Origin of the sequence: Pelagibacterium nitratireducens, assembly GCF_037044555.1 — a bacterium.
Classification (GTDB): Bacteria; Pseudomonadota; Alphaproteobacteria; order Rhizobiales; family Devosiaceae; genus Pelagibacterium; species Pelagibacterium nitratireducens.
Window position 1 is genome coordinate 473,844 of record NZ_CP146275.1, and the last position, 12,838, is coordinate 486,681.

A 12,838-nucleotide genomic window follows, 5' to 3' on the forward strand; every position below is an offset into this window, starting at 1 on the left:
ATTAGACCCCAACGGCCAGCGAACCGAGGCCGAACATGGCATCTTGACGCTGTCTGAGCGCAAAAAGCTTGGTCGAAATGTCGGGCGCGGCGTTGGCGGCGGTCAGAAGTTCACCCTTTTTTACCGGTGCGGTGACGCGTCCGCCTTCAAGCAGGCCAACGGGAATGGCGCGGGCGGCGCGGGCATCGGCAATCGTCATGGTCCAGGAGCGATAGCAGGTCTCGCCGATGGCATCGAAAATTTCACCGACGGCGAGATCGCGCTTGGCCAGGGCGCACACCTCGGCGACCTGATTGGCGAGCGGTACCATATCGGGTTTGCCATAGAGCATGATGCGTGCCGCAGTGAGCGGCACTTCGAGACTTGTGAGGTGATAGGGGCGGTAAAACCCGTAATAGGGACCGACCCCGACGTGAAGATCATCCATGCGTTCGACAACGCGCGGATGGGTGGCTTTGGCGACGACGAAGACGCCAGGGGCCACGCCCTTGCCGATCGTGTAATCGACAACGCCTGATCTTTCGAGTACGCCGCCATCGGCGTGCGGGATCAAAACCTTCGGCAGGGTTTCACGGTCGGCGTTTGGGCCGTGCATGCCGGGCCGGTCGGGGACGAGCCCTGTGGCGTTGGCGATGGCGGCCATTTCCACCATGGTTTTAGACCCATCGATGAACTCGACGAGCATGCGCGGATTCATGTTACGCCGGGTCGCTTCCTCGCGATAATCGTCGGGCACCGCGTTGTGGTTTAGGGGATTGTTCTTGCCTTTGCCGGCGGCGACGATATCGAGCCCGAGGGCGGAACAGAATTCGATCAGCTCCATACACGAGGAGGGCTCGTCCCCGGCGCCGACCGAATAGATGACCCCGAGCCTGTCGGCTTCGTGCTTGAGGTAAGGGCCAATGGTGACGTCGGCCTCGACATTCATCATCACCAGATGTTTGCCGTGCTCCATGCCGAGCAGGTCGAAATCGGCGCCAACGCCGGGCTTGCCGGTGGCGTCGATGATGACATCGATCTCGGGAGCGGTGACCATCAGTTCAGTATCGGCGGTGACGGCGATCCGCCCGGTATCGATGGCAGCGCTCATGGCCGAACGGGTGCCCACCTCACTGGCGTGAGCTTTGCCCTCGCCCGCGCCATAGGCGATATCCATGGCGGCCATGGCGGTATGGGGGCGGCGGGTGGCGATGGCGGCGATTTCGATGCCGGCCATCAGCGAGACCTGAGTGACCAGATCGGTGCCCATTTCGCCCGATCCGATGATGCCCAGACGGACCGGCTTGCCGGTGTCTTTCAGGCGCTCGAGGTCGCGCGCGATACCCGTTTTGGAAACTGTCATGACCCTTTGGGGCTCTTTATGCCATTTGAAGCGGAAGATGTCGGGCCTGTCTAAATCATTTTTGTTGGCATTGGAAATAGAGCGGGAACGTCTTTCCTTCGTCCGCACTTGCCATCACTATGAACGAACAGAACAGGGGATGGTTCATGGACGAGATTTCCACTTCGATCGAAGGGGCATGCGGGGTCATCCGGCTAACGCGGCCCAAAGCGATCAACGCGCTGAGTGCCGACATGATCGGGGCGGTGCGCTATGCGCTCGACGAATGGGATGAAAACGAAGACGTGCGCGCCGTTCTGATCGAAGGCGAGGGCGAAAAGGGGCTTTGCGCGGGCGGGGATGTGCGCAGGACCCGCGAGATGGCCATGGCGGGGGAGACACGGACGGTCTTTTCGTTTTTTGCCGACGAATACGACATGAACGGGCTGATCGCGACCTATCGCAAACCCATCGTTGCCTTCCAGCACGGCATTGTCATGGGCGGGGGGATCGGAATTTCATCCCATGCCCGCTACAGGATCGCGACGCCCACCAGCCGGTTTGCCATGCCCGAAGGGGGCATCGGGTTTTTCTGCGATGTTGGAGTCAACGCCATTCTCTATAAGACCACCGAGGCGCGGGCGCTGGCCTTCCTGCTTTCGGGGCAGACGGTGGGGGCGGCAGATGCGATTGCGCTCGGTCTTACCGATACGGTGGTGCCCGAGGACGCGCTGGCCGGCCTGCGAGCGCGTGTTATCGAAGCGGCGCAGGCGGGTGATCCCGATACGGCGATTGCGGCGCTGATCCAGTCGGAATCGGTTGATGCAGGGCAAGCCGATTTTTGCGGACTGGCGGATTCGCTGGCTCCGATCTTTGCCGCTACGAATGCCGAAAAGATCATCGAGGGGTTGCTCGACTGGTCCGAGGATGGCGACCCGGGCGCTGCGGCGCTCCATGCATCGATTGCCCGCCATTGCCCGACCTCGCTGGTGGCCATTGTGCTCTCGCACCGGCAGGCGCGGCACAAGCGCGATGTGCGGGCCATCCTCGATGACGATCTGGCCCTGGCCCGCTACATGGCCATGCGCCCCGATTTCGCCGAAGGGGTGCGCGCGGTGCTGGTGGACAAGGACAGAGCGCCCAAATGGGCGCCCGAGCGGCTGGCCGATGTGGACACCGATGCGCTGGAGCGCGTGCTGGGGGAGGCGGAGGCGGTGGGCTAGGGCTTCCCATTTGGGGACGGTCAGACTGGCGGTCTATTTAAGATCAAAAGATCTAAATGAAGCCGACGGCTTTCGTCCTGCCGATAAGCTGTAAAATCGAGTTGACTATATAACAAGTTCTCTATATAGAGAGAACGTTCTAAAGTGAATGGATTTCCGATTTTGCTCGACCAAGCCTTTGCCGCCCTTGCTGATCCGACGCGCCGTGCCATCATCGCGCAATTGGCTGATGGTGAGGCAACGGTTCAGGATCTGGCACGACCCTTCTCCATCAGCCAGCCAGCGATTAGCCGTCACCTCAAGGTATTGGAGGAGGCAGGGCTCATCGAGACGAGGGTCGATGGTACGGCACGACCGCGCCGGCTCAAGCCAGAGGCAGTCGCGGAACTTTGGGACTGGCTGGGCCAGTACCGCGCGCTTTGGGAAGTCCGGTTCCGCAAGCTCGACGCGGTTCTCGATGACATGGCGCGCGAAGCCGGCACTTCCGCAACCAAAGGTAAGGAAGACCAATGAACAAGGATCTTGCTGACGGACAGGTTCAGGTTGCGCAGCAGGGCGATACCGATATCGTCGTTCGCCGCAGTTTCACCCATCCACCTGCCCGGGTCTGGCGGGCGATGACAGATCCTGCGATCCTGCCCAGATGGATGGCAACGCTCGACGCCATGACGGGCTGCCAGATTGACGCGCGGCCCGGCGGCAGCTTCCGCTACGACTTTGCCGGCGAGGGCCGCGCGTTCTATTTCTCAGGTCCGGTTCTCCAGGCGGATGCACCGCGCCACATGGCGGTTGTCGAGTATTTCAACGACGATCCCGCGTCGGAAACGCATGTGAAAACCGATCTGGCGGAAGAGGGAACCGGCACCCGAATGACCGTCGTGATGCGCTGGCCCAACGCTGCGGCGCGGGAGGCCGCCGTTGCGTCCGGCCGGACCCATGGCCTTGATGAAGTTTACGGCAGGCTTGACGCGGTGCTGACCGAGGGCTGAGGCCGGCCGCTATCGAATTACACGATCACGTGCGACGCAGATGAACAGCACCTGCGTGACCGAACACCCACGCCAATCCGGCGACACCAGAGGAGGCGGACTTGAACAAAGGCAAAATTGCTTACTGGATCAGCACGGGTTTGTTGTGCCTGATCTACGGCTTGGGCGCTGTCACTTACATCATGCAGCGGACAATGGTGGAGGACGGCTTTGTCCAGTTTGGCTATCCCGCTTACCTTGTCACCGTGCTTATCGTGGCCAAGATCGCCGCTCCGTTGGCCATACTGTCACGAGTTTCCGTGCAGCTCAGCGACCTCGCCTATGCCGGCATGCTGTTTCATTTGCTGCTGGCCCTGTCGGCTCATCTGAACGTGGGTGACGGTGGTTTCGTTCCGGCGATCGTTGGCCTGGCGCTGCTGGCCATATCCTTCCTCACGCAAAACCAGGGCCGCAAGGTTCCCTCGCCCAACGTACCCCCTGCATTCGCAAACCGGCAAATCGCCTGATTTCCTGAAGGGGCCTGGAAGTGACTACCATTTCTTCAGTAAAAGTGACGCCATACCTGGTTGCCGATCTGCTTGCCGAAGGCGAACGCATGCCTGTCAACGTGCATGTCATTGACCATCCCGATGCACGAATCCTGGTGGATACGGGTATACGGGAGCTGCATCCGGCAGCGGCGGATATGGACCCCCGGCTCTATCCACTGCGTGAGCAGAACTTCGATTTCGCCAGCATCGATATGGTCGTCAACACGCACCTGCACTTCGACCATTGCGGCAACAATCATCTGTTTGCCGGCAAACCAATCTATGTGCAACGCCGGGAGTTGGAGGACGCGCGCAGCAAGCAGGGCTACACGATCAATGAGTGGGTCGATGCACCGGACATCGAGTATGTGATGGTCGACGGTGAGTTCGAGCTGCTGCCCGGCGTGCGCCTGGTCCCCGCACCGGGGCATACGGACGGCATGCAAGTCGTGGTCATCGAAACAGGCGGGCGACCCATCGTGGTCGGCGGCGATGTTGGAGTGTGGTTTGGCGAGCTGGATGAGCCCAGTTCAGAGGGCCAGCTCCGCGTATTGGCTCTAAATCCAGAGGCGGTTTGGCTTACCCATGTAAACGAGGCCTGGCGTCCCCGCAGCGTCTAGCGTTTCCGCTTGTCGCAGATTGAAGGAGGCCGACGCCAGTGCCTTCAACAGAACGGTTCGACATATCGTCCGTTCGGTCTTGAACCTTGGCGATGCTGACGCGTCGCGCTCCGGTGTATTTGCGGCGGCAACGGGCTGGAAGGACCGTGTCTGGTGCCTTTAGTGCTGTGCCAGGGCAGGGGGGTTGGATGGGGATTTCGGTGCTGTGGCGACCGCGGCGAAGTAGAAGTCGAGCATCGCGTTGAGCGGCGCCGGATCCCGTTTCAGGCGGCTGCGCAGGGCGGCACCTTCCCAGCAATTGACCACAAGATTTGCCATGTGGCGCGGATCGGCCTCCGGCGCCAGGTCACCTCTGGCCCGCGCCTGCTCCATGCAGTCGGCGATGCGGCTGGCGATCGTGCTCAGGCAGGCTTCGATCTTTTCCTGGAAGATGGGGCTGACGCCCGATAGCTCCTGGCCGAGGCCGCCGAGCATGCATCCGAGATAGCCGTCGTCTTGATATTTGTCGCGCGTGGATTCAAAGAATTTGCGGACACGATCAAGGGGGGCCAGGGAAAAATCGCCAAGCGTCTGGTCGAGGCCCTGATGGACCTCGACCATGTAGCGCTCGACCACCTGCAGGGCAAAATCTTCCTTGCTGGCGAAGTGATGGTAGAACGACCCCTTGGGCGTGCCGGTTTCCCTGAGCACGGCCTGGACGCCCAGGTCGTTGTAGCCGTGGCGCAGGAGCATGCTCAACCCCGCCTTGAGCATGCGGTCCTTGGTGGGTTCATTCATCAAAATATGTCCAGTCATCAAAATATGTCCAGTCCATAATCCTTCGACATGGAAGGTCGGCCTTCAGGCGCCGAAGGTCAAGGGTGCCGGCGCGGGCACAGGTCCCAGCGGCTCAGTGCTGGTGTTCGGGCGGTGCAAACAGGATCAGTTCCACGCGGTTGTCCCCTTCGACATAGGCGTCGTGGCCCGGCGGGATCTCAAAGAAATCACCGGGTGCAATCTTTGTGTTCGCCCCGGTATCGAGCATGCGGACGACGAGGGTGCCGGCGATACAATAACCGGTGTGGTGCATTGGACATGAATCGGGATTGCCGAGCAGGGGCTTTTCGTTCTTCTCCCAGGTCCAGCCCGGTTCGAACACTGCATGCATGCCGGTCGCTCCGGTCTCCATCTTGACGATGGCGATGCCTCCGCATTCTTCCATATCGAGCAGGTCGTCGGGCTTATCGAAGCGGCGTGTTTCGATTGCTGTCATGGCGTCATCTCCTCTCTCCTTGCTGGTGACGAAGTGGTGTCGATCACAGCCGACTTCGTCACTATTAGACCGGTCGGTCTATTTGCAGGATGGCATGGGATTGGACATGCGTCAATGCGCGAGGGCATCGGCTCGGGAATGGACCGGATCAGCCGCGCCACGCGGCTATCTGGCGGAGCAAGGATCAGCCCCCAAAGGAATGACGAACCGGCGCGTTCGGAGCGTGTAGGAACTCGCAAAAGCCCGCTCCAGGGTGCGGCTGGTCCCACTCCAAACGCCTCTATCAGCGCACGGCTTGACAAAACTAATAGCATTAGGTTTAAACCGAACTAAATTAGTTTTGGAGCGGTTTGCCATGCCTCGGGCGGGTTTGAACAGACAGGTTCTGGTGCGGACGGCGGCGGAGATGGCCGATGAGATCGGATTTTCCAATCTCACGCTGGCTGGTCTGGCGCGCCGGTTCGACGTCAGGCTGGCCAGTCTTTATTCGCATCTGAGAAATTCCGACGACCTTATGACATCGGTCGCGCTTTACGGTCTGGACCTGCTTGCCGATCGCGCCGATGAGGCGGTTGCGGGCCGGGCCGGAAAGGATGCGCTGGTGGCGGTGGCCAATGTGCATCGCGATTTCGCTTACGAGCATCCCGGGCTTTTCGAGGCGGCGCGCCATCGGTTGGACGCCGATGCTGCCAGAGACAGTGGCGGGGCGCGGATATCGCGCATCACCCGCACCATCCTGCGCGGCTATGCCTTGAGCGCGGTCGAGCAGGTCCACGCCGTCCGTCTGCTGGGCAGCGTTTTTGCCGGCTATCCGATGCTCGAACTGGCCGGCGGTTTCGCGCACAGCGATCCGGACGCGCAGCTTTCCTGGCAGCGGGCGCTGGACGCGCTCGATGCCGCGTTGCGGGCCTGGCCGACCGCCTGATTGCCAAGCCCTTGTTTCAAGAGACCAGAATGATCATGACTAAAGACACCTCCATTGCCACGCCCCTTTCCGAAGCTTTTATCAAGGGGGCCGTCGAGATCGAGAGCACCCCGGCGGGGCTGTTGCCCCATCGCCTGCCGCAATGGGCCCGTGCCCAGGGCGCCGACGGGCAGTTGTTGATGGCCGAGTCTCAGCCCTCGGGCGTGCGGCTGGTGTTTCGCACCGCGGCCACCATCATCGAACTCGATACACTGCCCACCAAGCGCGCCTATGTGGGCCTGCCGCCGCGTCCCGACGGGGTGTACGATCTGGTGATCGATGGAAAGCTCGAGCGCCAGGCAAGCGTTTCGGGCGGCAAGGTCCTCAGGATCGATCCGGCCCGGGGGTCGGCCAACCTTGAACCGGGCGAACCCGGAACGGCGCGCTTTGCAGGGCTTCCGGCGCGCGACAAGATCGTCGAAATCTGGCTCCCCCATGACGAGACGACCGAACTTGTCGGCTTGCGAACCGACGCGCCGGTCGAGGTGGGGATCGATCGGTCCCGGCCGGTCTGGCTGCACCATGGGAGCTCGATCAGTCAGGGATCCAATGCAGCAACCCCGACCGGCATCTGGCCGGTGGTTGCGGCGCTCAAGGCCAATGTCGATCTCGTCAATCTGGGTTTTGGGGGCAGCGCGCTGCTCGATCCGTTCACGGCACGCACAATGGCCGACACGCCGGCCGATTTGATCAGCGTCAAACTCGGCATCAATATCGTCAATGCCGACCTCATGCGGTTGCGGGCGTTCGGGCCGGCGGTGCATGGATTTCTCGATACGATTCGCGAGGGGCACAAACAGACACCCCTGGTGGTCATCTCGCCGATCTTTGGCCCCATTCACGAGACAGTTCCGGGACCGTGCGCGTTCGACATGGCGGCGCTGGGCGAGGGTCGGGTGGCTTTTGTCGCCCAGGGCCGGCCCGAAGAGGTGGCGCAGGGCAAGCTCACCCTCTCGATCATTCGCGAGCAGCTCAAAGCCATTGTGGCCCAGCGGGCTGCAACCGATCCCAACATTCATTATGTCGATGGGCTGGCGCTTTATGGGGCGGCCGACAACGCCACCATGCCGCTGCCCGATGCGCTGCATCCCGATGGGCAGACGCATCGGATGATGGGCGAGCGGTTCGTGGACCTTGTGTTTTCACAGGGCGTTTTCGGGGCGGCCGGGGGCCAGACCGGCTCTAGCGGGGGGTGACGGGATAGCCGGCGGCGGCGAGCGCTTTTTCGACATCGGTCAGCCTGGCCGAGGTCTTGATGGCGATGGTCTTTCGCTCCAGGTCGGGGGTCACCTGACTGGCGCCGTCGAGCGCCTTGAGGGTATCGGTGATGGTTGCAACGCAACCGTCGCAGGACATGCGGGCGATATGATACTCCATGAGAGGAGCCTCCGTTGTTGTGTCTCGGCAAACAACCGATAGACCTTCCCGTTATGGGAAGGTCAAGAGGCGATCGTTGCCGTGTCAGGCCGATGCCGGCGCGGTGGCCGTGGGGGTGCCATCCACCTGTCCCGGCGGCGGAAAAGCGAGGGCCATGATGGCGGCGGCGACACCGATTGCGGCCGAGGCGATGTAGAGGAAATGGTAGCTGCCATAGGTATCGTAAAGCCAGCCGCCCCCTACCGGACCGAAAGCCATGCCGATCGATGAGGTCATGACCGCCGCACCCAGAACGGTGCCCATGACGTGGGCTCCAAAATAGTCGCGGGCCAGCACCGCATAGAGCGGCATAACCCCGCCATAGGCCATGCCCAGAACCACTGCCAGCATATAGAAATCGGTTAGTTGGGTGACGTAGATATAGGCGTAGATACCAACCGACTGCAGCGCGAGGCCGGCGATGATGACTTTCTTGACCCCCAGCCGGTCGGCTGCAAGCCCGAAAATGACGCGCCCGAAGAGACCCGCAAGACCCTCGACGCTGTAGATCGAGGCAGCGGCAAGGGCAGGCACGCCGCACAGCATGGCATAGCTCACCGTATGGAAGATCGGGCCCGAATGGGCAGCGCAGCATAAAAAGAAGGTGGCGGCGAGAACGATAAATTGCGGCGTGCGCAGGGCGGCAAAGGCCGTGGTTGGCGCGGGCTTTCGCGGGGCGACATCCTGGCCGGGAGCCGGTTCGGCGCTCTGGGGGGCTTGCGGCGCGCGGCGGATCAAAAGGCCGGCTGGCACCAGAAGCGCCGTGGCGCCGATGGCGGTCATCGCCATGGCGCTGCGCCAGCCGAAGGCTTCGATCAGAACCGATGCAAAGGGCGTCATGACCATGGGCGCGACACCAGCGCCCAGCGAGACCAGGGATACGGCGAGCGAGCGGTGCTTTTCGAACCAGCCCACGGTGGTTGCCATGAGCGGGGCAAAGAACGCCCCGCCCGCCATGCCGACCAGCCCACCATAGGCGAGCTGGAAAACAACGAGGTCGGACGTGGTGCTGGCAAGATAGAGGCCAATGCCAAGGATGAACGCGGCGATCAGGACGACAGGGCGGGCGCCGATCCGGTCGGTGAGCGTGCCCCAGAAAAATCCGGCAACGCCCATGACGATAAAGCCGATGGTCATGGCCATGGAAATCCCGGCCCGTGTCCAACCGGTTTCATCGGCGATGGGCTGGAGATAGACAGGCAGGGCGAACATCGCCCCCATTGCCACACAGGTCATCATCGCGCCCGCAGCAACGATCACCCAGCCATAGTGAATCCGCGACATTTCATGGTCCCTCCATACGCGTTGAACCGAGGACGTATGGGGCAATCGGTTGCCGACAGACGGGTGGAAAAAAAATTCGCGCTCTTCCGGGAAGTTGGGCGCGGTGTAATCGGTTTGAGCTCCGGGGGGATTTGCGCGCTTCTTTGAACCGCGAAAATCCTCCTAACCCTCGCTTTGTCGCGCCTCCGAACCGAACAGGTGGCGCCCACCTGTTGTGGAAGCCCTCTATGGTTAGGAATTCTTAAACGCTTCATGGACAAACTGCGGCCAATGGAACCACAGGGCGGGAGTCGGCCTTAAATGGCGAAATCGCAAGTTCAGTCCGTGGCGCTGCCCCGGATTGTCGATCTCGATGCGCTCGATGATATCGCAGAAACGCTGATCGGTGCGCTTTCGGCCGGTCCGGTCGATGTCGATGCCTCAGGCGTCGAACGCGTTTCCACCAACGCCCTGTTCATGCTTTTGAGCGCCGCCCAGACGGCGAAGAAAGCCAAATTCGCCTTCACCATCTCGGGCGCGAGCACTGCTGTTGCCGCGGCCATCGAAAAGCTGGGACTTAAACCGGCATTCGAACCCGTTCTCAAGGGATAGTACCACCATGCGCGTTCTTACCGTCGACGATTCGCGGACCATCCTTGCGATGCTGCACCATACGCTCACCAATGCCGGTTTCGAGGTGCTTCAGGCCGAGAACGGACAGGTCGGGCTCGACGTTCTGGGCCGCGAGAGCGTCGATGTGGTGATCACCGACATCAACATGCCGGTCATGGACGGCATCGAATTCATCAAGAGCGTGAGGGCGACCGGCAAGCACCAGAGCCTGCCGATCCTGATCCTGACCACCGAAACCAGCCAGGACAAGCGCGACCAGGGGCGCGCCGCGGGCGGGACGGGCTGGATCGTCAAACCGTTCGACCCCGAAAAACTTATTTCGGTCATCAACAAGGTCGTTCACTGAACGTGAGCGCGAAGATTTCGCCAATGGGGGCTGTGGCCAAAAGATGAGTGACCTCGACGAATTCAAGGCCACCTATTTCGACGAATGTTCGGAACTGCTGCTCGAACTCGAGGAGCAGTTTTCCGCCATCCAGGAGGGTGACCGGGACGGAGACAGGCTCAATGCCGTGTTCCGCGCCATCCACTCGATCAAGGGCGGTGGCGGGGCCTTCGGGTTCGACGCGCTTGTCAAATTCGCCCACAGCTTTGAGACGCTGCTTGACTATGTGCGCGACGGGCGGGTGGAGCTGAGCGAAGACGTGGTGGTGCTGTGCATCCGCTCGATCGATATCGTCGCCGATTTCGTGACCGCAGCGCGTGAGGGGGAAACACTGGCAGCCGATTACGGCGCGGTGGAAAAGGCCCAGTTCGACGCATTGGCCCGAGGCGACGTGGCAGGTGCCGTATCCCCGGCCGCCGACGAAGAGTCGATGGACGATTTCGACATCGATTTCACGCCTGTCGCAGTCAATTTCGACGCCGACAAGCCCATGGCCTCGGTTGCGCCGTCTGCCGATGGGGCGAGTGTTTGGACGATCAAATTCACGCCCTTTTCGACGCTTTACGAGCGTGCCAACGATCCGCTGCTGTTGTTTCGCGAACTGGGTTTGCTCGGCGAGATGAGCGTCGCGCCGGACCTGGCGCCTGTCCCGGCGCTGTCGGCGTTCGAGCCGTTCGGGGTCTATTGCTCGTGGACGATAACGCTGGTTTCGGACAAGGCGAGCGAAGAAACGATCCGCGAGGTCTTCGAGTTCGTGGACGGGGACTGCGAAATCATCATCGAAAAAGGTGAATCCGCCCCGGTGGCCGTCGAGGACGATCTGCCCAGCTTTGCCGATTTGGCCGAAGAGGCCAAGTCCGAGCGCAAGTTCGTCCCGAACGGGGAACCCGACGATATCGTTGTGCCCGAAATCGAGGCCAAAAGGGCCAAGGACCAACCGGCGCCTGCCCCTGTGCCCAATGTGGTGCCGATTGCGGCCAAAGCGGCGGAACCAGCCGAAGAGTCCGGTTCGGGGCGTCCGGTGGGCATGAGCTCGATCCGTGTCGATCTCGACAAGGTGGACCGCGTGGTCAACATGGTGGGCGAGCTTGTCATCACCCAGTCCATGCTGACCCAGCAGATGGATGACGCCATCCGCGACCGCTATCAGGAACTTGTGCGGGGCATCGAGGTTCTGGCTCAGACCACCCGCGGGTTGCAGGATGCTGTGATGGCCATTCGCGCCCAGCCGGTCAAATCGGTCTTTTCGCGCATGCCGCGCCTAGTGCGCGAGCTGGCGTCCAAGACGGGCAAGAGGATCAAGCTCGAAACCATTGGCGAGAACACCGAAATCGACAAGACGGTGATCGAGCAACTCTCCGATCCGCTGACCCATATGGTGCGCAATTCGGCCGATCACGGGATCGAATCCCCCGACAGGCGCATGGCGAACGGCAAGCCCGAAATCGGCACCGTGCGGCTTTCGGCCGAACAGGCGGGCGGCAATATCTTGATCATCGTCGAGGATGACGGGGCGGGAATCAACCGCGAGCGGGTGCTCGATATTGCCCGCGAGCGCGGTGTTGTGGGACCCGATCAGCAATTGACCGACGAACAGATCGACAATCTGATCTTTGCGCCGGGGTTTTCGACGGCCTCTGAGGTTTCCGACATTTCGGGCCGCGGTGTGGGGATGGACGTGGTCCTTTCCAATATCAAGAAAATCGGCGGCTCGGTGCATGTGAAGAGCTGGACCGGCAAGGGTACGCGTATGACGCTGCGCCTGCCCTTAACGCTGGCCGTGCTCGATGTGATGCTGGTCAAGGTGGCGGGCAGCCCCTATGTGATCCCGCTCTCTTCGATCGTCGAAACCATCCAGAATTCGCGCGCCGATTTCGGGCAGATGCCTTCGGGCGGCAAGGTCTTGCAGGTGCGTGGGGAGTATGTGCAGGTCGTCGATCTGGCGGACCGGTTCCAGATGGTCTCCCAAAAGGACGATGCCGAGGGGTTTGTGGTGCTGTGCGAGGCTGAAGGCAATTCCAAGATCGCGCTTGTGGTGGACGATATCATCGGCCAGCAACAGGTGGTCATCAAGTCGCTCGAGGAGAATTTCGAGCGCATCGATGGCATCGCGGGCGGCACGATCCTTGGCGATGGTAACGTTGCGTTGATTGTTGATGTGCAATCTCTCAAATCGGGAAATGCGCATCAGAATGCTGCATAGGGCCGCAAGGCTCGACATTTGGGGGACAGAACGCTCCCC

Annotated in this window: 15 protein-coding genes; 10 read left to right on the top strand and 5 right to left on the bottom strand. The window is 61.4% G+C overall.

Annotation, left to right across the window (positions count from 1 at the left end; translation table 11 throughout):
* Position 1: 1 nt before the first annotated feature.
* Positions 2 to 1,342 carry a homoserine dehydrogenase gene (locus tag V6617_RS02480; protein WP_338608873.1) on the bottom strand — a complete coding sequence of 447 codons (1,341 nt, stop codon included), beginning with the start codon at positions 1,340 to 1,342 and terminating at the stop codon, positions 2 to 4.
* 146 nt (positions 1,343 to 1,488) lie between these two features.
* Here V6617_RS02480 and V6617_RS02485 point away from each other — a divergent pair, with 146 nt between their 5' ends.
* The 5 genes from V6617_RS02485 to V6617_RS02505 all read left to right on the top strand — a co-directional run bounded on the left by V6617_RS02485 (position 1,489) and on the right by V6617_RS02505 (position 4,683).
* Positions 1,489 to 2,544 (top strand): enoyl-CoA hydratase/isomerase family protein, encoded by a 1,056-nt coding sequence (locus V6617_RS02485; protein WP_338608875.1) that lies wholly within the window; start codon positions 1,489 to 1,491, stop codon positions 2,542 to 2,544.
* A 162-nt stretch (positions 2,545 to 2,706) separates the two neighbouring features.
* On the top strand, positions 2,707 to 3,057 hold the full coding sequence (locus V6617_RS02490) for a metalloregulator ArsR/SmtB family transcription factor (protein WP_338608877.1): 351 nt from the start codon (positions 2,707 to 2,709) through the stop codon (positions 3,055 to 3,057).
* Positions 3,054 to 3,533, top strand: coding sequence for an SRPBCC family protein (locus V6617_RS02495; protein ID WP_338608879.1), 480 nt, complete (start codon positions 3,054 to 3,056; stop codon positions 3,531 to 3,533). The genes V6617_RS02490 and V6617_RS02495 overlap by 4 nt, the downstream gene beginning before the upstream one ends.
* A gap of 101 nt (positions 3,534 to 3,634) precedes the next feature.
* Positions 3,635 to 4,039 carry a DoxX family protein gene (locus V6617_RS02500; RefSeq protein WP_338608881.1) on the top strand — a complete coding sequence of 135 codons (405 nt, stop codon included), beginning with the start codon at positions 3,635 to 3,637 and terminating at the stop codon, positions 4,037 to 4,039.
* Positions 4,040 to 4,059: 20 nt separating this feature from the next.
* On the top strand, positions 4,060 to 4,683 hold the full coding sequence (locus tag V6617_RS02505) for an MBL fold metallo-hydrolase (protein WP_338608883.1): 624 nt from the start codon (positions 4,060 to 4,062) through the stop codon (positions 4,681 to 4,683).
* Between the two features lie 159 nt (positions 4,684 to 4,842).
* Here V6617_RS02505 and V6617_RS02510 read toward each other — a convergent pair whose 3' ends face one another.
* Positions 4,843 to 5,460 carry a TetR/AcrR family transcriptional regulator gene (locus V6617_RS02510; RefSeq protein WP_338608885.1) on the bottom strand — a complete coding sequence of 206 codons (618 nt, stop codon included), beginning with the start codon at positions 5,458 to 5,460 and terminating at the stop codon, positions 4,843 to 4,845.
* 112 nt (positions 5,461 to 5,572) lie between these two features.
* Positions 5,573 to 5,935 carry a hypothetical protein gene (locus V6617_RS02515; protein WP_338608887.1) on the bottom strand — a complete coding sequence of 121 codons (363 nt, stop codon included), beginning with the start codon at positions 5,933 to 5,935 and terminating at the stop codon, positions 5,573 to 5,575.
* 355 nt (positions 5,936 to 6,290) lie between these two features.
* Between V6617_RS02515 and V6617_RS02520 the strand changes: the two genes are divergently transcribed.
* A complete protein-coding gene (locus V6617_RS02520; protein ID WP_338608889.1) occupies positions 6,291 to 6,860 on the top strand; it encodes a TetR-like C-terminal domain-containing protein in 570 nt (189 codons plus the stop codon).
* Between the two features lie 29 nt (positions 6,861 to 6,889).
* The gene (locus tag V6617_RS02525; RefSeq protein ID WP_338608890.1) at positions 6,890 to 8,095 is read left to right on the top strand and encodes an SGNH/GDSL hydrolase family protein; all 1,206 of its coding nucleotides are present in this window, start codon (positions 6,890 to 6,892) and stop codon (positions 8,093 to 8,095) included.
* Here V6617_RS02525 and V6617_RS02530 read toward each other — a convergent pair.
* Complete coding sequence (locus tag V6617_RS02530) at positions 8,082 to 8,276, bottom strand: heavy metal-associated domain-containing protein (protein ID WP_338608891.1); 195 nt, start codon at positions 8,274 to 8,276, stop codon at positions 8,082 to 8,084. The two genes, V6617_RS02525 and V6617_RS02530, sit on opposite strands and share 14 nt — an antisense overlap.
* 84 nt (positions 8,277 to 8,360) lie before the next feature.
* On the bottom strand, positions 8,361 to 9,599 hold the full coding sequence (locus tag V6617_RS02535) for an MFS transporter (protein ID WP_338608892.1): 1,239 nt from the start codon (positions 9,597 to 9,599) through the stop codon (positions 8,361 to 8,363).
* 300 nt (positions 9,600 to 9,899) lie between these two features.
* On the opposite strand from V6617_RS02535, the gene V6617_RS02540 reads away from it, so the two are divergent.
* From V6617_RS02540 to V6617_RS02550, 3 genes are read left to right on the top strand one after another with little or no spacing between them, the layout of a single operon-like run.
* Positions 9,900 to 10,190 carry an STAS domain-containing protein gene (locus tag V6617_RS02540; RefSeq protein ID WP_338608893.1) on the top strand — a complete coding sequence of 97 codons (291 nt, stop codon included), beginning with the start codon at positions 9,900 to 9,902 and terminating at the stop codon, positions 10,188 to 10,190.
* Between the two features lie 7 nt (positions 10,191 to 10,197).
* A complete protein-coding gene (locus V6617_RS02545) occupies positions 10,198 to 10,557 on the top strand; it encodes a response regulator (protein ID WP_338608894.1) in 360 nt (119 codons plus the stop codon).
* A 43-nt stretch (positions 10,558 to 10,600) separates the two neighbouring features.
* Positions 10,601 to 12,799, top strand: a complete 2,199-nt coding sequence (locus tag V6617_RS02550; RefSeq protein WP_338608895.1) for a chemotaxis protein CheA — start codon at positions 10,601 to 10,603, stop codon at positions 12,797 to 12,799.
* The last annotated feature ends 39 nt before the right edge of the window (positions 12,800 to 12,838 follow it).

Bases quoted from the DNA above. Each gene is read 5' to 3' on its own strand.
- V6617_RS02550 (WP_338608895.1), top strand. From the start codon at position 10,601: ATGAGTGACCTCGACGAATTCAAGGCCACCTATTTCGACGAATGTTCG.
- V6617_RS02535 (WP_338608892.1), bottom strand. From the start codon at position 9,599: ATGTCGCGGATTCACTATGGCTGGGTGATCGTTGCTGCGGGCGCGATG.
- V6617_RS02525 (WP_338608890.1), top strand. From the start codon at position 6,890: ATGATCATGACTAAAGACACCTCCATTGCCACGCCCCTTTCCGAAGCT.
- V6617_RS02485 (WP_338608875.1), top strand. From the start codon at position 1,489: ATGGACGAGATTTCCACTTCGATCGAAGGGGCATGCGGGGTCATCCGG.
- V6617_RS02545 (WP_338608894.1), top strand. From the start codon at position 10,198: ATGCGCGTTCTTACCGTCGACGATTCGCGGACCATCCTTGCGATGCTG.
- V6617_RS02520 (WP_338608889.1), top strand. From the start codon at position 6,291: ATGCCTCGGGCGGGTTTGAACAGACAGGTTCTGGTGCGGACGGCGGCG.
- V6617_RS02495 (WP_338608879.1), top strand. From the start codon at position 3,054: ATGAACAAGGATCTTGCTGACGGACAGGTTCAGGTTGCGCAGCAGGGC.
- V6617_RS02510 (WP_338608885.1), bottom strand. From the start codon at position 5,460: ATGAATGAACCCACCAAGGACCGCATGCTCAAGGCGGGGTTGAGCATG.
- V6617_RS02515 (WP_338608887.1), bottom strand. From the start codon at position 5,935: ATGACAGCAATCGAAACACGCCGCTTCGATAAGCCCGACGACCTGCTC.
- V6617_RS02530 (WP_338608891.1), bottom strand. From the start codon at position 8,276: ATGGAGTATCATATCGCCCGCATGTCCTGCGACGGTTGCGTTGCAACC.
- V6617_RS02540 (WP_338608893.1), top strand. From the start codon at position 9,900: ATGGCGAAATCGCAAGTTCAGTCCGTGGCGCTGCCCCGGATTGTCGAT.
- V6617_RS02480 (WP_338608873.1), bottom strand. From the start codon at position 1,342: ATGACAGTTTCCAAAACGGGTATCGCGCGCGACCTCGAGCGCCTGAAA.